Origin of the sequence: Leptotrichia sp. HSP-342, assembly GCF_041199995.1 — a bacterium.
In the GTDB taxonomy this organism is placed as follows: domain Bacteria; phylum Fusobacteriota; class Fusobacteriia; order Fusobacteriales; family Leptotrichiaceae; genus Leptotrichia; species Leptotrichia mesophila.
Genome location: NZ_CP165646.1, coordinates 1,357,833 through 1,376,315 on the forward strand (window position 1 = coordinate 1,357,833; position 18,483 = coordinate 1,376,315).

Consider the following 18,483-nt stretch of genomic DNA (forward strand, 5'->3'; position numbering starts at 1 on the left):
ATTTTAAAGGTAAAATTATATTATGAAAACTTTATTAGGGAGGAATACTTATGAATTTATGGATACTTATTGGTATTGTTATTATTGTAGTAGGATTCACATTAAAGCTTGATGTGCTGGCTGTAGTACTTACTGCTGGTATTGCTACAGGAATCGCTGCAAAAATAGATTTTTTAGAAATACTTGGAATTATTGGAAAGGCTTTTGTGGATAATAGGCTTATGTCTATTTTTCTAATTAGCTTGCCAGTTATTGCTGTTCTAGAAAGATATGGACTAAGAGAGAGAAGTGCAACTTTAATTGAAAAATTGAAAAATGCAACTGCTGGTAGGATTTTAGGACTATATATGATTATCCGTTCTATCGCAAGTGCATTGTCAATCAGAATTGGAGGACATGTGCAGTTCATACGTCCACTTATTTATCCAATGGCTGAAGCTGCTGCAAAATCTCATAAAGAACAGGAACTTACAGAAAAAGAAACTGAAGAACTGAAAAGTTTGAGTGCTGCAATCGAAAACTACGGAAACTTCTTTGCTCAGAACATATTTATCGGTGCATCAGGACTTCTTCTAATTCAGACTACATTACAAGAAAATGGATACAGTGTGTCATTAAAACAATTAGCATTATTCTCAATACCAATGGGAATTATCACAATAATCTTGACCCTTATTCAAGTTTATATTTATGATAAAAAAATAACAGCAAACAAAGGAGGTAATAAATAATGGATGTAAAAGCCCTTTTAAAAATTTTAACAGAAATTGTTTATATTCTTTGTGGATTTGTCAGTATCGCTACTGCAATCAGAGGTCTGAGGAATGAAAAATCAAGAATAGGAACATTTTTATTCTGGTTTATTCTTGGAATAATATTTATTTTTGGGCCTGTTATTCCATACAAAGTTACTGGTGGACTACTTGTAGTTCTTGCTATAATTACTGTAACAAAACAGCTACATATAGGAAAATTTGAAAATATTTCATCTCAATTCAAAATTGCACAAAGTGAAAGACTAAAAAACAAAATTTTCATTCCTGCTGCATTAATTGGAATTGCGGCTTTTCTAATACTTCAGTTTAAAATTGGAAAAACTGCAATACCGCCTGCATTAGGTATCGGTGGAGGCTCACTTGTTGCACTGTTAGCAGCTGCCATTATTATAAAACCAAAATTTAAAGAAACAAATGAAGATACTTCAAGGCTTCTTATGCAAATTGGTGCTACTGCCATTCTTCCACAGCTTCTTGCAGCATTAGGTGCCGTGTTTACAAAAGCTGGTGTTGGAAAGGTCATAGCCGGAAGTATTTCTTCAGTTGTACCAACAGGAAATATTTTTATAGGAATTATTATTTATGCCGTTGGAATGGCTATATTTACTATGATTATGGGAAATGCCTTTGCTGCATTTTCAGTAATAACTGCTGGTATTGGTATACCTTTTATTATAAAGCACGGTGGAAATCCAGCTGTTATAGGTGCTTTGGGAATGACTGCAGGTTATTGTGGTACCCTTATGACTCCAATGGCTGCAAACTTTAATATCGTTCCTGCTTCAATCCTTGAAATAAAGGACAAGTATGGAATTATTAAAATTCAAGCTCCAATGGCTTTATTACTGCTTTTATCACACATTGTACTTATGCTGTTTCTTTTTGGAGTAAAATAAATATCAAAATAAACTAATAGAAAGGAGTGCATGAAATTATAAACCGTTATGGTATCATGCAAAAAATATATGAAAATACTTGTTACAGGCTTTGACCCCTTTGGAGGAGAGCCTATAAATCCTGCTATCGAATCAGTAAAAAAATTACCTGACAATATTGCGGGAGCCGAAATTATCAAACTGGAAATTCCGACAGTGAAAAAAAAATCTATTGAAAAAATTGAAAAGGCTATTGAAGAATATAATCCAGATGTTATCCTGTCAATTGGTCAGGCAGGCGGAAGATTTGACATTTCCATCGAACGTGTTGGAATAAATCTTGATGACTTCCGAATCCCAGATAACGAAGGAAATCAAACTATTGATGAACCAATTTTTCCAGATGGAGAAAATGCCTATTTCGTAAATCTGCCTGTAAAAGCCATGGTAAAAAATATACAAAAAAATGAAATTCCAGCTTCAGTGTCATATACCGCAGGAACTTTTGTATGTAACCACATTCTTTATGGTACTCTTTATCTCGTAAACAAAAAGTATAAAGGTAAAAAAGCTGGATTCATCCACATTCCATTTTTACCACAGCAAGTTATCGACAAAAAAAATACACCTTCAATGGAACTAAATGCCATTGTAAAAGGATTGACTGCAGCAATTGAAGCTATTGTAAAAAACGATGAAGACATCAAAGAAACTGGCGGAACTGTATGTTAAAGCAAGCTGCATATTAAATACAAATAAAAAATATCGATTTATTAAATTGAAATTTCTTAATAAGTCGATATTTTATTTTTTATATTTGTGAAAAAATCAGACAAGACTATTTATCCCTGCCTGATTTCCATTAAATAGCTAACTACTGCTTCTCTTTCTTGAAATTAGCTTTATTACTTCATTAACTGCGAATGGTATTAGTGCAAATATTAGTACTACATCCCAATTTCCAAATGAAATGTTTGTCACTTTAAATATTTTTGCAATTGGTGCAAATGAAGTCAATCCTATTTGTAACGCAATTCCGATTATAATTGAATAAATTAAATATTTATTCTTGAAAATTCCAATTTCAAATATTGTTTTTTGGCTATTTCTCATTGTTAATGAATAGAATAACTGCGATACCGTAAGTACGATAAATGCCATTGTTCTACCTTGTGTCAAGGCATGTTTCGCAGCTTCATTTCCATTTTTTGCCATTGCTTCCAACTGTCCTAAGTTCCCAATCATTCCAGTTTCGTTAATTCCAATATAAAATGCTGCCAATGTTAAAAATCCGATTAATGTCCCACCAATTACTGCTCTCATTCCTGCACCTTCTGAAAAGAAACTTTCCTTAGGATTTCTTGGAGAACGTTTCATTACATCTTTATCCCCTGGATCAATTCCAAGTGCTAATGCAGGTAATGTATCAGTAACTAGATTTACCCATAATAACTGTGTTGCAACTAATGGCAAGTCCCAATTTAATAATGTTGATAAGAAAATACAAATTATTTCTCCCAAATTACATGAAAGCAAGAATATAATAGTTTTTTTGATATTATTATAAATGTTTCTTCCTTCTTCAATCGCATGAACAATCGTAGTAAAGTTGTCATCAGTCAAAATCATATCACTTGCACCTTTGGAAACATCAGTTCCTGTAATTCCCATAGCGACACCAATATCAGCAAATTTAAGCGACGGAGCATCATTTACTCCATCTCCTGTCATTGAAACAATATTACCTTTTTCCTTAAATGCTCTTACAATTTTTACCTTATGTTCAGGCGATACTCTTGCAAAAACTCTATATTTGCTAATGTTTTCAGAAAATTCCTTATCTGAAAGCTCATCAATTTCAGCACCAGTCAAACTTTGACTTATGTCTGTAGCAATTCCTAATTCTTTCGCAATAGCAACTGCCGTATTCTTGTGATCTCCTGTAATCATAATCGGAGTAATTCCGGCATTTTTCGCTTCTATTATCGAATCTTTTACTTCCGTTCTTGGAGGGTCAATCATTCCAACAATTCCAACTACAACCAGTTCTTTTTCCATTTCCTCTGGAGAAATTACAGTATCCACATCTTTAAAAGCTACTCCTAGCACACGAAGTGCATCATCAGACATTTCTGTTGCAACTTTTAATATTTTTTCTTTCATTTCCTCAGTCAATGCAACAATTTTTCCATCCACTAAAATTTTATCTGCTCTTACTAGAATATTGTCAATAGCACCTTTTGTATGGACTCTATACTTGCCATCTCCTTCTTCATTTAATGTTGACATCAATTTTCTATCTGAATCAAATGGATTTTCGCTTACTCTTTTATGCTCTGCATTCAAAGTATTTTTCTCAAGATTAAATCTATCTCCCAGTACAACCAGCGCTACTTCTGTAGGATCTCCAATATCCTGTCCACTGTCAATAGAAGCATCTGAACAAAGGACAAACGAACGAATTAACTCAGTTTCATCCTTATTTGCCACAAAATCTCTACCTTCTGAAGGTATATCCCTTAAATTATCAAATGTATAAGTTTTTACAACTGTCATTTTATTTTGAGTCAATGTTCCTGTTTTATCTGAACAAATTATATTTACTGCTCCCAATGTTTCCACTGCAGGCAATTTTCTTACAATCGCATTTTTCTTTGACATTTTATTTACACCCATCGCAAGCACAATTGCAACAATTGCAACAAGTCCTTCAGGGATTGCGGCAACTGCCAGACTTATTGACGTCATAAACATTTCTAAGATAGGACGTTTTTGAATAATTCCAACAATAAATATTACAGCACAAATTCCCATTGCAATATAACCAAGAGTTTTACCAAGTTCATCCAGCTTTATTTGAAGCGGAGTCAATGTATTTTCATCTTCATCTAGTATTTTTGCAATTTTACCAATTTCAGTTTCCATTCCTGTTGCAACTACGACACCTTCTCCACGTCCATAAGTAGCCATTGTTGACATAAATGCCATATTTTCCTTATCTCCAACAGGAATTTTTTCATCTTTTGTAATAAAATCAGCATTTTTTTCACTTGGTACAGATTCTCCTGTAAGTGCCGACTCTTCAATTTGTAAATTGGCACTTTCTATAAGTCTTACATCAGCTGGAATAAATCTCCCAGCATCAATTACCAAAATATCTCCTGGAACCAAATCTTCTGAGTTAACCTCTATAACTTCTCCATTTCTTCGAACCAAGCTCTTAGGAGTTGTCATTTGCTGCAGTGCCTCAAGTGCCTTTTCAGCCTTAGACTCCTGTACCACCCCGACTATCGCATTTATAAGCACTACCGCCATTATAATCAAAGCATCCGTCCAGCCGTGTTTAATATCCACTATCAAATTTATCACAGCCGCCGCAATTAACACATAAATTAGCATATCTTGAAGTTGTGCAATAAATAATTGCAACAATGTCTTTTTAGCCTTCCCTTTTAATTTATTCTGCCCGTATTTTTCGAGCCTTGTATTTACCTCATCTGTTGTCAATCCAACCTTATGATTTACATTTAATTCCTTTAAAACTTCATTTTGTGATTTTGTAAACCACATAATTTTTACACCTCTTTCTATAATTATATTTACTTTTTTATTTAAATTTCAAAAAAAATGAATATATTTTAAAATTATACTAAAATCAATTATATAAATCTGTATATTTTTTATTCTATTCAGAACAGTATTTTATATGAATTTAGCTACATCTAATATCAAACTCCTTTATTTTCAAAAAAATATTTCCTATATTATACACTAAAATCAATTTTATTTCACTATAATTCTAAAATTTTTTTTAAAAAGCTGTATAGATGTCAAACATTTGTTACAAAAAAATATTATGATAAAACCTATACGAAAACGATCTAAAAATATAAAAATATAATAGTATTATATATATGAAAAAGATTATAGAAAAACAATTTTAAATTTTTATTACAAAAATGGAAAAACAAAAACATTATTTCAATTCAATATAAGTTCTAGCACACTGTATGAATAGATAAAGCTTAAGAAGGAGACAGTGAGGGCATCACTGAAAAAATTAAGATACACAATAAAAAAAACAGATAAAACACAGAAATAATGGAAAGTAAATTTTTTGAAGAATGGTTCAGAAAAATATTTTTAAGAAATATTGAAAAATTAAAGAAGTGTGTACTAATATTTATGGATAATATCAGATTTCATAGAAAAAGGATATAAAAAAGGTAATTAAGGAAATGGAGCATTGTCGATTATTCCTTCCACCATATTCACTAGATCTAAATAAAGTATGGGTCAACCTTAAAAAGAAATTAGAAGACATAGCTCATAATTTTAATACACTGGAAGAAGCAGTTACTTCTGTTTTATTTAATAAATTAGTTCAGTTTTAAATAGGTTTTACTATAATATGCTTGAGGAAGCCCTTACTTCTGTATTTTGTTTGATAAGATAGTACAATTTTAAATAATTTTTAATATAATAATACAAAATACACAGTAAAATAGTATTTACAAGTTTAAATGAATATGAAGAAATCTTAAAAAAAATAGAGAAAGTAAAAACCATCTAAACTTTAGGGTACACTTTATGAACATATATACAGAGTTCTTGGCTACAGAAAAAATAATCCTAGAAGCAGACATTCAAAGAAAGCGAATGATAAAGTAATCGAGCAGTCTAAAAAAGTTGCAAGTCTTGTGCAGGAAACCAAAACAAAAAACCCAGATAGGACCATTAAGAATAATATTTGAAGATGAAGCGAGTTTTGGAAAAATCTAGGTACTTCTGATGCAGCAACAAGTTCAGATCCAGCATTTCCTGTCATTGTATAAGGACAGATATGCTTTAGTTATACCCAACTGCAATACAAATAACATTAGCGTTTTTCTGAATTAACTATCTAAATGCTCTAGTAAAAATAGTCTGTAATGGAGATGGTGTAAATCAAAAGATTTAAAGACGCCCAGAAACATTATTAGCACATCTACCGCCACGCCCATTAAACAAATCTGAAAACAAATAATACACAACAGGATATTCAAAATATTAAATATTGTAGTTGATAGACTATGTGACACTATAAATTCACTTACAGATAAACTGGTAAAAAGTATAACTCTTCGTCAATAGATTTATTCTGTTAGTTAAATGAAATTTCGTATGAAAAAAATTTTTATTCTTAAATTATCTACAAAATATAAAAATAAGCTATCACTAGCCTATTTTTATATCCTCTAATTTGCTTTGTTTTCAATCATTTTCTCAACTAAGTTTCTCGCATGGTCTCCAATTCTTGTGAAATGTGATATGACATCGATGTAATAAAGTCCTGCTTTTATATCACATTCATGTTTGCTTACACGTTTTATATGTGCTTTTCTTACTTCCTTTTCTTTAGCATAAAGTTTATTATGTAAATCAACTACTGCAAAAGCTTTTTCTGTATCATCATTTTTCAAGGCTTCTGCAGCTGTTTCTATAATTTCTTTTGATATAAAGAATAATTTTTGAACTTCTTCATGAGCCGTTTTAGTAAATACCAATTTTTTCTTAATTTCATATTGTACATCTCGTACAATTCCAATCGCATGATCTCCTATACGCTCTACATCACGGCACATATCAAGATACATGCTGATTTCTTCTCCATCTTTTTCAGTTATATGTTCTTGGGATAATGAAGTTAGATATTTTGTAATTTCCTGATCAATATTATTTATTGCCTCTTCTCTTTTCTCAACTTTTTCTGCTAATTTTTCATTTCGTTCATGAAAAAATTCAACTGCTCTTCCTAAACTTTTTAATGCTATCGAAATCATTGAAAGCATTTCCTGCTTTACTTGCCCTAATGCAATCGAAGGTGTATAAATCAATGCTGAATCTAAATATTTTGGCTTATGTTCAACTTGATCTTCATCTTTTTCCCTAATCAACTTTACAACGATGTATTCCAAAACTCCAATGAATGGAAATAATAAAATTGTTGTCATAATATTAAATGATCCATGTGCAAACGCTATTGTTACTTTTGGATTCAAATGAAAAAACTGAGCCATTTTTTCCACAAACATTGAAAATGGCGATAAGAAAATCATAAAAATAACTGTTCCTATAACATTGAACATTGTGTGAGACAAAGCAAGTCTTTTTGCCGAAGTATTTGCTCCAATTACTGCAATTATCGCTGTTATAGTTGTTCCGATGTTATCTCCAAAAAGCACAGGCAATGCAGCTTTTAACGTTATAAGATTTTCCTGATACACATTTTGTAAAATACTGATTGTAGCACTTGAAGCCTGAACCAGCATTGTAATCATTGTACCGATAAATACTCCTAAAACTGGACTATTGCTTAATTTTATTGTTAATTCTGTAAATGCTGGTAAATGTTTAAGCGGTTCCATTGCACTTGACATTAATGTCAATGCAAAAAATATTCCTCCAAAACCAAATAAAATTCTACCCAAATTATTTATGAAATTATGTTTTACAAAAAATAGACATGCTGCTCCTAAAAACAGTATTGGCAATGCATAATGCGTAATGTTAAATCCAATTATGAAAGTTGTAATTGTTGTACCGATATTTGCTCCCATAATGATTCCTATTGCCTGTCTTAAAGTTAAAAGTCCTGCTCCAACTAAACCTATAGTAATAACTGATGTTCCTGAACTCGACTGTATCAAAGCCGTTACAAAAATTCCAACTAGAACTCCCAAAAATGGTGAAGTTGTATATTTATCCAAGATATATCGAAGCCTATCTCCAGCTGCCATTTGCAGCCCGTCCCCCATATACTTTATACAAAATAGGAATAACCCCAGTCCTCCCAGGAATCCAAATGCCATCTGCTGATAGTTAATTGCACTAACTGCTGCTCCGTTCATCAAACCAATCCTCTCTTATTTTTTATTTTTTGATTGTGAATTCTTATTAAAGTTCAAATTTTAGATAAATTCTCCCTTCGCTATATTTATATCATATTTTCTTTAATTTTTCTATTATTTTTCCACAAAAAATTGTAATTTTTTTTATAAGAATGCTAATTATTTTTCAAGTTTTTTAAATTATTATCCGTCTATATATAAAATAATACAATATTATTAAAGCAGTAATTATTTTCTCAATGGAATTTTGTATTCTTGAAAACAATAACTTAAAAAATATAATATTCAATTTGCTGAAAAATAATTTTTTCAAAGAAATAGTACAAATAAAAAAAATACCCAAAATAATAATTCACGCTATTAAATCCGAGTATTTTATATTTTATATTATTTTTTCACAATAAAAAGCTTATCGTCATTACTGTATTCCACCAGGAAAATATCATTGATATCTAAAACATTGTATTTTGCTAGTTCTTCCTTGAGCCATTCATCATTTTTTCCAATATGCTCTAGATTATCTTCCATTATTTTACCTTCGGAAACTAATAAATTTGAATAATTTTCATCATTTTTTTGTATAACAATTAGCTGTCCGTTTGATTCCATGAAAGCATCTTCAATATCAGATATTTTAAAAATTCCTTTTGTTCTTAACTTTGTATAAAAATCAGGAATAGAAAGAGTTGCCTGAGCAAAATTTTCTGTTATCATTTTTCCACCTTTTATTAAGTATACAATTTGTCCATCTATCATTTTTTTTACATTTTTGTTTGAATTTTTTAGAAAATCTATCGTTGTCATTAACAGTCCCCATATTAACAATACTATTAAAAATTGAACTATTGTTATGCTAGGATTATAAATTACACCACCAATAATTCCCCCAAGAACATAGTTACCTATCTGATCTTCTGTTGAAGTTGGTGCTAGCTGGCTTCGTCCGTTTAAATTCATAAATACTACTAAAGCAATAAATCCGATTGTAAGTTTTATCGCCACAGGAATTATAAAATCCAAATTACATCATCTCACTTTCTTTACTATTTTTTGCTTTTTTAGAAATAAAAAATATCACTATTTTTTAAATGTCTTAATCTCATCCACATAAGGTACTGTCATTTGTTCAACTAGAATATTGTTATCCACCCAATGAATCTGATAAAATTTATCTCTTATTTTATAAACCGTATGCTCTGTTATTTCAGGAGTATTTATAAAAATCTCATCTTCTCTTACTTTAAATTTTTCAGCTAATTTTTTAATAACACTTGCCGAATTTTTATAAACTTTTTCCTGATTATTTCTAGCCCTATAATTTTCAAAATGATATAAGCCAAACAGAAAAATAAACATTAATCCAAGCATGCTAAGCTGCTTATCTCTTAAAGAAATGCTTCCCTTAAACCATTTCCAAAATGCAAATAATACAAATGCAATTACTAAAACAATCATAATAAGAAAAAATTTATCAGTTATAATTTTTTTGTTCTCTAAATAAATAAAATTGTAAAATTCCATATTTTGGTATTTTCTCCTTCCTTTTTATAGTTTAATTGCTTTAATAATATCATTTTTTTATCAATAAATAAAGAGTTTTATAAAAAAAATAATTTGAATTTCTAAATATGTTTCTAAATTTTATTCTTAAAATTTTCAAATTAGTGATTTTTATTTAAAGTTTATCAAGAGGTAAATTTTAATAAATATCTTTTATAATTTATTTACTTAAAATTACTCATTTCCGTAAATTCTGAACCTATAATCAAAATATAAAAAATTATTAATTTTGTACACTTTAGAATTTGGTTTTTATTTTAAAAAATAAATTGGAAAAAAATAGCAAATTTGCTATAATATTAAGAGATAAAATTTTTAGAAAAAATGGAGAGAAAATTAAATTGGAAGAAGTAATAGATTTTGATAAAAAAAGAAAAATGAATATTTTAGCACCAGCTGGAAATTATGAAAAACTGGTTGCTGCTGTAAAAGCTGGAGCTAATGAAGTATTTTTTGGTCTAAAAGGATTTGGAGCAAGAAGAAATAACGAAAATCTAGCTATACAAGAAGTGCTTAACGGAATTGACTATGCTCATTCACGTGGAGTAAAGACCCTTATGACTTTGAATACAATTTTAAAGGATAGCGAAATTAACAGCATGTATAACAATATTAAAAGAGTCTATGAACACGGAATTGATGGGTTCATTGTACAAGATTTGGGATTTGTTAAGTTTTTGAAGGAAAATTTTCCAAATTTAAAAATTCATGGAAGTACGCAGATGACTGTGGCAAATCATGTAGAAGCCAATAAATTAAAAGAGCTAGGACTTACTCGTGTCTGTCTTGCAAGAGAACTTTCATTCGAAGAAATAAAAAGTATCCGTGAAAAGACTGATATTGAGCTGGAAATCTTTGTTTCAGGTTCACTTTGTATTTCTTATTCTGGAAATTGCTACATAAGCAGCTTTATTGGAGGAAGAAGTGGAAACCGTGGACTTTGTGCCTATTCCTGCCGTAAAAAGTTTACAGATGAAAATGGAGAAAGTGCTTATTTTTTAAGCCCAAATGATCAGTTATTGCAAGAAAAAGAAATCAATATGTTAAAAAATATTGGAATTGATGCGATAAAAGTTGAAGGGCGAAAAAAATCGAGTGAGTATGTTTTCGAGACTGTCAGCTACTATGACAATATTTTAAAAGGCACTCCACGTCCGACGGAAAGTTATAAATTGTTTAACCGTGGATATTCAAAAGGATATTTTTATTTGGATAACAAACTTATGAACTTTAAATATTCTTCAAATTTTGGATATTTTCTTGGAGCAAGAATTGGTGAATCAAATAACTTTAAAATCGATGATGAATTAATTTTAGGAGATGGTATTCAATTTGTAGATGAGACTTTTGAGCAGATTGGCGGAGAATATGTAAATAAAATTCGGATTATTGAAGCTGGAAAAAGTGAAAATTCTGAACAGAAAAATAAAAAGCAAAATAGCCACAATGAGAAAGAAAAAGTCCAAAAAGCCAATAGATTTGATATTGTTTCAATCGGAAAATTACCAAAAGGAACAAAATATATTTACAAAAATTATTCTAAAGAAATTAACGACAGAATTATCCATAATATAAAAGTTTCCAAAAGATATGCCGCTATTAATGCGACATTACTTGCAAAAAAAGGTCAAGAAATTGAACTTACGCTGGAAATTGAAAATTTGAAAAACGAGATAATTTCTGTAACAAAGAAAGGAAATCTTATTGAACAAGATGCCAAAAAATTGATTACGAAAGAACAAATCGCAGAGAAAATTGGCGAACTTGGAGATACGACTTTTGAACTTGGTAAAATTCAGATTGATTATGATGGAACTTCGTTCATTCCTTTTAGTGAACTAAAAAACCTCAAAAGAGAATGTGTTTCAGAACTTTTGGAAAAATTGCTTGACTCTTACAAAAGAACTGCTATTGAGCGAAAAAAATATAATTTTGAACCGATTAATCTGGAAAATGAAAAATCTAAAGATAATAAAAAACCTGTTATTTCAGCACTTGTTACAAATGATAAGCAGGAAAACGCCTGCCGTGAAATGGGAATAACAAAAATTTACCGAAAACAGTTTGATGTTGCAAAGGAAAAGAATTTGTCAAAAACAGATAAGATAAAAACAGGTACAAACCTAGTTTCCAATCTTTATCAGGCAATTATGGGAGAAAAAACTGGAATAAAAGGACAAACGCTGGACTGGAACTTAAATGTTTTCAATAATCATACAATCGAGATGTTTTCTACTTTCAATAATCTTGAAACAGTATTTTTATCGCCAGAATTAAGTTATCGACAATTAAAAAACATAAAATCTGACAAACTGAAAAAAGGGCTTGTGATTTACGGTTACCTAAAAGGAATGTATATCGAACATAAAATTTTTGATAAGGAATACAAGGAGCTGGAAGGCGAATTTTATGACAAGTACAAAATTGTAAAAAATGAACTTGATAATATTGAACTCTATCTAGACAAGCCAATGAATCTGATACCAAGGCTGGATGATATTTATGAACTGAATTTAGATGAATTGAGACTAGATTTCACATTTGAAACAGCAACGGAAGTGAAAAAAATTATTAAAAGCATTGATACAAAAAGTGGCAAATATACTCCTTATGCCTTTGAGCAGGGAGTCTTATAAAAAAATTTAAAATTTAGTTTTACTATGTTATTATAACTATAAGGAGGAAACTTGGATACAAAAAATCAGAAGTATCTGGAAAAATTGTATTTACTTTTAGGTGCTTCAATTTTTATACATTATGCTTTAGTTATCTTATTTAGCATTCTAATATTAATAAATATATTTATAACTGGAGAATATAAAAAAATATTTAAGGACAAGTCACTCATTACCGTGGGAATTGTTTTGGGATTTTCACTTATAACTTCCGCCTTTTATAAAAATATTTTAGGTCTAATGGCAATTCCCATATTTTTATGTATTGTAGTTGGGCGTTATTATACATTAATTGTTGATGTGGAATTCAAAAAAAATAATTTGGAATGGATGGCAAAATTTTCGGGAATTTCACTTTTAGTGGGAATGGGAGAATTTTTATTCACACATAACAGAATCGGATATTTTGCATACTTTAATCCAAATTATTTAGGAAGTATTATGATGATGTCGGCAATCATAAATTTATATTTTACTTTTGAAAAAAAATCAAAAATTAATTTTGCTGTATTTTTAATGAATATTCTGACAATACTGCTTACTGGTTCAAGATCTTCGTTAATTGCAGTCGTTTTAGGAATATTTACATTATTTTTCTACTTTTTACGAAGAAGATATTTTGCTGGATGTATTTTAATTCTTTTATCGTATATTTTGGGAGTAGTTTCAGGCGTTTTCCCATTCTTGCGTGAAAGTACATTAATAGAATATTTCTGGCTAAGAGTCGAAATTATTGATATGGCATTTAGAATTTTTAAAAAAACCAATATCCTATATGGACACGGAAACTTTTTTTACTACAAATTTACCAATTATGTGTATCCACATTCACATAATGCACTTGTAGAACTGCTTTTAAGTTACGGACTAATTGGAACAATAGCATTATTTGCTGTATTTTTACGCTACTTATATGATATTTTGAGAAATGACAGAAATAATGTGTTAAAAATTGCTCTGATTGCTGGAATTGTAGTACATAATTTTACCGATTTTGCAATTTTTTGGGTACAAACTGTACTGCTATTTATTATGGCTTTAGCTTATAAGGAGCAAAATGAACAGATACGTGGCTACAGGCAGAAACGAAACAAATAAAAAACTGAAAGGAATATCAAAATGAGAGATAACATATATGTGGGGCTTGTCCACTACCCTGTTTACAACAGAAATAACGATGTTGTGGCAACTTCTGTCACAAACTTTGATATACACGATATTTCTAGAACTTGCAGAACTTACGATATAAAAAAATATTTCATTATAACTCCAGTTGATGCCCAGAAAGAACTGACTGGCAGAATTATCGGATACTGGACTGAAGGAAATGGGATAGAATTTAACAAAAATAGAAACGAAGCCTTTGAAAATACAGAACTTGAAGATTCTGTCCAAAGTGCTATAGAAACAATTGAAAAAATTGAAAGAAAAAAACCAAAAATTATTACAACTTCAGCAAAAATTTTCCCAAATACTGTTGGATATGCTGATTTAGGCAAAGAAATCATCGAAGACGATACTCCGTATTTAATTTTATTTGGAACAGGATGGGGCCTTACAAATGAAATTATGGATTTATCCTATAAAATTCTAGAGCCAATCCGTGGGAATACCAGATATAATCATTTGTGTGTCAGAAGTGCTGTTTCAATAATTTTAGACAGATTACTGGGAGAAAACTAAAAATAAAAATACAACCATAATATGAAAGGACATAAATAAAAAATGAAAGAAAATAATCATAACTTAGTAGGAATCGTGGTAGTTAGCCACAGTAACACGCTTGCACAGGAAATTATTAATTTTGTAAAAGTATTTAAGCAGGAAGACTTTGCATTAGAAAATGGTGGAAATGCAAGCAGAGAAGTTTACGGAACAAATGTCGAAAATGTTAAGGAAGCAATAATCCGTGCTGATAGCGGTGCTGGAGTGCTTGTTTTCGTAGATATGGGAAGTTCTGTATTTAATGCAGCTAAGGCAATAAAAGAGCTGGAAGGGCAAGTTGAAGCAAAAATTGCAGATGCCCCATTAGTTGAAGGAATAATTTCAGCAGTTGCAGCTAACTTTGATGGAATTAGCTTAGCTGACTTAAAAACAATTGCTGAGGATAGCAGAAAATTCACAAAATTAAAAAAAGAAATTTAAAAAAATTCAAGAAAGAGAGAAGCAATAACAAATAATGGAAAACTTAGTAAATATAGGAACAATTGTCGGAACACATCATTTGCGTGGCAGCGTTAAAATTACCTCAATTTTTGAAAATATTGAACTTATCGAAAATGAGCGTGTTCTTCTTGAAAAAAACGACAAAAAGAAATTACTTGTCGTAAAAAACGTAAAAAGGCTAAATGACAAAAAAGCAATTTTAGACTTTGAAGGAATTGAAAACATTGATGCCGCAAAAGAGCTGAATGGCTATAAGGTCAAAATACGCCGTGATTTGCTCCCTGAAAGAAATGAAGATGATTTTTATGTAAAAGATTTATTTGGAATAGAAGTATTTTCTGAAAATGAAAAAATTGGAGAAATTATTGATGTAATGGAAACTGCAGCACACAACATCTTAATTATAGAAGATATTAATACAAAAAAAGAAATTATGGTTCCATTAATTGATGAATTTGTAACAAAAATAGACTTTCCAAATAACAGAATCGAAGTAAGCCTGATTGACGGAATGAGAGAATAGATATAATTTGAAAATAAACAAGAGGTAAAATTAATGAAATTTAACGTACTCACACTATTTCCTGAATTATTTGAACAATATTTATCCCAAACGATACTAAAAAGAGCAACAGAAAAAGATATCATCGATTTTAATATTGTCAACATAAGGGATTATGCTAGAAATAAACACAGCCAGATGGACGACATCCCTTTTGGCGGCGGTGCTGGAATGGTTTTAAAGCCAGAAGCCTACTGGAACTTCTTTTACGAAAACTACGAGTTTTACAACAACGAAAATAATGAAAATTCAAAAAAACCTTATGTAATCTTTTTATCTCCACAAGGAAAACAGCTGACTCATAAAAAAGTTACTGAACTTTCAGAAAAAGATGCAATTGTACTTATTTCAGGACGTTATGAAGGTCTTGACCAAAGAGTAATTGATAAATTTGTGGATGAAGAAATTTCCATTGGAGATTATGTCCTAAGCAGCGGTGACTTGCCTTCCCTTGTAATCATGGACTCTGTTATTCGTATAAAGGAAGGTGTAATAAAAAAAGAATCTTTTGAAACGGACTCATTTTACAACGGACTGCTTGGATTTCCCCAATACACAAGACCTGTAGAAATTGATGGCTATACTGTTCCAGAAGTATTGCGAAGCGGCAATCACGCTAAAATTGATGAATATAGGCAGTTTCACTCAATTGAGAAAACTATGAAGAATAGAATGGATTTGTTTGAAAAAAAGTTAGAAAATATTGATGAAGATTTGGAATTTAAGAAGGTTTATAAGAAATACTTAAAAAAGAAAGACATGTAGTTAGGAGAGTGTATCGGGATGATTTATGAATTGAACGGGATAAAACCTAAAATATTGGGAGAAGTGTTTATTGCTGAAAGTGCTGAGGTTATGGGAAATGTAGAACTAAATGACGGGGCAAATATATGGTTCGGTGCGGTACTAAGAGGAGATGTGGAGAAAATAATTATAGGGAAAAATAGCAATGTTCAGGATAATTCGACATTACATACTGATTTTAGACTTCCTTGTATCGTGGGAGAAAATGTTACTGTAGGTCATAATGTGATACTTCATAGCTGTGAAATAGGAGATAATGTGATAGTAGGAATGGGCAGCACAGTTCTAAATGGGACAAAAATCGCTCCTAACTGTCTTATAGGTGCAGGTTCTTTAGTTACTCATAAAATTCCTTATGAGAAAGGCGTTCTCATTTTAGGAAGTCCTGCTAAAATAGTGAGAAAATTGACTGATGAAGAAATGGAGCATATTCAAAAAAATGCTGACCATTATGTAAAAAATGGAAAATTGTTTACTAAAACTTTGAAAAAGGAGAATGTTTAAAAAATCGTAAAGTATTATTATTTAAAGACAGCCTAAAGGTTGTCTTTTTTTTATTTTACTATTAATATTCTTATATTTCCTTAGAAATAAAAAATTTGAAAAATTACTTTATTCATAACAACGAAGTTGGGAGTATAAAATGAAAAATAAAATAAAATACTAATAATTTAAAAATAAACTATTTACTACTATTTCTATTTAATTAGTAAATGTTAATAAATTTCGAATTACATACTATGTTATATAACTTAAAATATAGTGAAATAGGAGCTTCTGCATATACAGAAACTCTCTTTCTCATACAATATTAAATTTAAATCTATAAATTACCTATTCAGTTTTATTAAAAAACTTAAACAAATACTTTCCACCTAACCCAATAACAGCACCTATTACTGCAGTTGTCAATAATCCTGGAATCCATCCGTACATATCAATAACTTTGCTTCCAAGTATGGAAGAAATTACAGAGGTTACTATAATTAATAAATTTTGATATTTTTTACTGCTCACAATTTTTACCTCCACCAACGATATTTTAATTTATTTTATCCTTCTGCATGTATATTACTCTAATTTAAATATTTTGTCAAATTACTTATTAATTAAAATAAAAAAGAGCAATCTCATATTGAACTGCTCTCTAATTTTTACTTTATATTTTAAGATTTTAATTTACGGCTACTCTTTGTAGAACTTCGATTACATTTAAGTTTTTATCAAGTATAACTACTGTATTGTGTTTTTTATCAAATCCGAAATACAATCTTGCGTGTTTTTTCCCATCCAAGGCTACATAATTATTTACATAATATACACCTTTTTTCCCTGCTGAATAAATTTTATATGATCCGTATACTGTACTGTCATCATCAATATCGTCATAGATTTTTTCTTGTATTTCTCCACCTGTTTTTTTACCAATTTCATAGCCTTGGACTAATTCATCTATTTTCCCTTTATTATCCTCCGTTATAAAAAATGAATATCTTTCAGGATATTTATTGTTATCAAAACTTCCATCCATCCAGTAATAACCGTTAGGAGTTGCTCCTTCCAACACCTCCTTCAATGAAATTTCCAATGTTTTATTTGAAGGTGTAAATTTTTCTGCAAATACAGACATTCCTATTGCCAACATTGATACTAGAATTAATTTTTTCATAACTTTCCACTCTCCTGCTCTAATTTTGATTTACAAATTGATTCTATCATACGAACCTTAAAATAAAATGAAAAAAATACTTTAAAAAATAAAATTTAAGATACACCCAAACCTATTTAAAATGAAACTGCTAAAATTATATAAATTGAGAAGTTGAGTTAAGTAGTCATAGCTTTTGAATTCGCTTTTAAAGAAGTTTTACTATAATATAATTCAGAATATATTAATAGCGGAATATGTTTATAAACAGAATTTTGTTCTAGTATTTATTTAACAAATATACTGTTAAGTTTATACTAAACTAAAAAACATACTAGATTTAAATAAAAAAGAAATTAAAGGGTGAATGTAATCTCAAAGACACAAAATTATAGATTTCGGGCATTTAACAAAAATTCTTAAGACATATTCAATGCAATTTTTATAATATTTTTTCATTAATATCCTATCCTTACTAATATTTTAATACATAATTGTCATGATTTTTTAAATTTGTTACAATATAT

At 29.8% G+C, this 18,483-nt stretch carries 16 protein-coding genes; 10 read left to right on the forward strand and 6 right to left on the reverse strand.

All coding sequences use genetic code 11. The features are described from left to right. Positions 1-50: 50 nt before the first annotated feature. The 3 genes from AB8B23_RS07010 (at position 51) to pcp (ending at position 2,383) form a co-directional block, all read left to right on the forward strand. Positions 51-731, forward strand: coding sequence for a 5-oxoproline transporter, DUF969 family subunit (locus tag AB8B23_RS07010; protein WP_369712149.1), 681 nt, complete (start codon positions 51-53; stop codon positions 729-731). Beyond that, positions 731-1,672, forward strand: a complete 942-nt coding sequence (locus tag AB8B23_RS07015) for a DUF979 domain-containing protein (RefSeq protein WP_369712150.1) — start codon at positions 731-733, stop codon at positions 1,670-1,672. Before AB8B23_RS07010 ends, AB8B23_RS07015 begins: the two co-directional genes overlap by 1 nt. A gap of 69 nt (positions 1,673-1,741) precedes the next feature. Continuing rightward, positions 1,742-2,383 carry a pyroglutamyl-peptidase I gene (gene pcp / locus AB8B23_RS07020; protein WP_369712151.1) on the forward strand — a complete coding sequence of 214 codons (642 nt, stop codon included), beginning with the start codon at positions 1,742-1,744 and terminating at the stop codon, positions 2,381-2,383. A gap of 138 nt (positions 2,384-2,521) precedes the next feature. Here pcp and AB8B23_RS07025 read toward each other — a convergent pair whose 3' ends face one another. From AB8B23_RS07025 to AB8B23_RS07040, 4 genes are all read right to left on the reverse strand, one after another. Next, positions 2,522-5,221: a cation-translocating P-type ATPase gene (locus AB8B23_RS07025; RefSeq protein WP_369712152.1), complete on the reverse strand. Its 2,700-nt coding sequence runs from the start codon at positions 5,219-5,221 to the stop codon at positions 2,522-2,524. A 1,667-nt stretch (positions 5,222-6,888) separates the two neighbouring features. Continuing rightward, on the reverse strand, positions 6,889-8,541 hold the full coding sequence (locus AB8B23_RS07030) for a Na/Pi cotransporter family protein (RefSeq protein WP_369712153.1): 1,653 nt from the start codon (positions 8,539-8,541) through the stop codon (positions 6,889-6,891). Positions 8,542-8,928: 387 nt separating this feature from the next. Further along, entirely contained in the window at positions 8,929-9,561 is a 633-nt protein-coding gene (locus AB8B23_RS07035; protein ID WP_369712154.1) for a DUF421 domain-containing protein, read from the reverse strand. 57 nt (positions 9,562-9,618) lie between these two features. Next, complete coding sequence (locus tag AB8B23_RS07040) at positions 9,619-10,062, reverse strand: DUF3290 family protein (RefSeq protein ID WP_021743788.1); 444 nt, start codon at positions 10,060-10,062, stop codon at positions 9,619-9,621. 380 nt (positions 10,063-10,442) lie between these two features. On the opposite strand from AB8B23_RS07040, the gene AB8B23_RS07045 reads away from it, so the two are divergent. The 7 genes from AB8B23_RS07045 to AB8B23_RS07075 are packed head-to-tail and all read left to right on the forward strand — an operon-like array spanning position 10,443 to position 16,812. Further along, on the forward strand, positions 10,443-12,737 hold the full coding sequence (locus tag AB8B23_RS07045) for a peptidase U32 family protein (protein ID WP_369712155.1): 2,295 nt from the start codon (positions 10,443-10,445) through the stop codon (positions 12,735-12,737). Between the two features lie 51 nt (positions 12,738-12,788). Continuing rightward, positions 12,789-13,874: an O-antigen ligase family protein gene (locus AB8B23_RS07050; RefSeq protein WP_369712156.1), complete on the forward strand. Its 1,086-nt coding sequence runs from the start codon at positions 12,789-12,791 to the stop codon at positions 13,872-13,874. A 21-nt stretch (positions 13,875-13,895) separates the two neighbouring features. Next, positions 13,896-14,459 (forward strand): RNA methyltransferase, encoded by a 564-nt coding sequence (locus AB8B23_RS07055; RefSeq protein ID WP_369712157.1) that lies wholly within the window; start codon positions 13,896-13,898, stop codon positions 14,457-14,459. Between the two features lie 42 nt (positions 14,460-14,501). Then, the gene (locus tag AB8B23_RS07060) at positions 14,502-14,921 is read left to right on the forward strand and encodes a PTS-dependent dihydroxyacetone kinase phosphotransferase subunit DhaM (protein ID WP_369712158.1); all 420 of its coding nucleotides are present in this window, start codon (positions 14,502-14,504) and stop codon (positions 14,919-14,921) included. Positions 14,922-14,955: 34 nt separating this feature from the next. Then, on the forward strand, positions 14,956-15,465 hold the full coding sequence (gene rimM / locus AB8B23_RS07065) for a ribosome maturation factor RimM (protein WP_021743793.1): 510 nt from the start codon (positions 14,956-14,958) through the stop codon (positions 15,463-15,465). Between the two features lie 33 nt (positions 15,466-15,498). After that, a complete protein-coding gene (gene trmD, locus AB8B23_RS07070) occupies positions 15,499-16,269 on the forward strand; it encodes a tRNA (guanosine(37)-N1)-methyltransferase TrmD (RefSeq protein ID WP_369712159.1) in 771 nt (256 codons plus the stop codon). Between the two features lie 18 nt (positions 16,270-16,287). Further along, the gene (locus AB8B23_RS07075) at positions 16,288-16,812 is read left to right on the forward strand and encodes a gamma carbonic anhydrase family protein (RefSeq protein ID WP_369712160.1); all 525 of its coding nucleotides are present in this window, start codon (positions 16,288-16,290) and stop codon (positions 16,810-16,812) included. A 330-nt stretch (positions 16,813-17,142) separates the two neighbouring features. Here the strand turns inward: AB8B23_RS07075 and AB8B23_RS07080 are convergent, their stop codons facing one another. Together AB8B23_RS07080 and AB8B23_RS07085 are read right to left on the reverse strand one after the other, a co-directional pair. Continuing rightward, complete coding sequence (locus tag AB8B23_RS07080; protein WP_369712161.1) at positions 17,143-17,325, reverse strand: glycerol transporter; 183 nt, start codon at positions 17,323-17,325, stop codon at positions 17,143-17,145. A 157-nt stretch (positions 17,326-17,482) separates the two neighbouring features. Next, positions 17,483-17,977 carry a hypothetical protein gene (locus AB8B23_RS07085; RefSeq protein WP_369712162.1) on the reverse strand — a complete coding sequence of 165 codons (495 nt, stop codon included), beginning with the start codon at positions 17,975-17,977 and terminating at the stop codon, positions 17,483-17,485. Positions 17,978-18,483 lie beyond the last annotated feature (506 nt).

Coding starts and splice junctions, on each gene's coding strand:
- AB8B23_RS07010 (WP_369712149.1), top strand. CDS start 51: ATGAATTTATGGATACTTATTGGTATTGTTATTATTGTAGTAGGATTC.
- AB8B23_RS07015 (WP_369712150.1), top strand. CDS start 731: ATGGATGTAAAAGCCCTTTTAAAAATTTTAACAGAAATTGTTTATATT.
- pcp (WP_369712151.1), top strand. CDS start 1,742: ATGAAAATACTTGTTACAGGCTTTGACCCCTTTGGAGGAGAGCCTATA.
- AB8B23_RS07025 (WP_369712152.1), bottom strand. CDS start 5,221: ATGTGGTTTACAAAATCACAAAATGAAGTTTTAAAGGAATTAAATGTA.
- AB8B23_RS07030 (WP_369712153.1), bottom strand. CDS start 8,541: ATGAACGGAGCAGCAGTTAGTGCAATTAACTATCAGCAGATGGCATTT.
- AB8B23_RS07040 (WP_021743788.1), bottom strand. CDS start 10,062: ATGGAATTTTACAATTTTATTTATTTAGAGAACAAAAAAATTATAACT.
- AB8B23_RS07055 (WP_369712157.1), top strand. CDS start 13,896: ATGAGAGATAACATATATGTGGGGCTTGTCCACTACCCTGTTTACAAC.
- AB8B23_RS07060 (WP_369712158.1), top strand. CDS start 14,502: ATGAAAGAAAATAATCATAACTTAGTAGGAATCGTGGTAGTTAGCCAC.
- rimM (WP_021743793.1), top strand. CDS start 14,956: ATGGAAAACTTAGTAAATATAGGAACAATTGTCGGAACACATCATTTG.
- trmD (WP_369712159.1), top strand. CDS start 15,499: ATGAAATTTAACGTACTCACACTATTTCCTGAATTATTTGAACAATAT.
- AB8B23_RS07075 (WP_369712160.1), top strand. CDS start 16,288: ATGATTTATGAATTGAACGGGATAAAACCTAAAATATTGGGAGAAGTG.
- AB8B23_RS07085 (WP_369712162.1), bottom strand. CDS start 17,977: ATGAAAAAATTAATTCTAGTATCAATGTTGGCAATAGGAATGTCTGTA.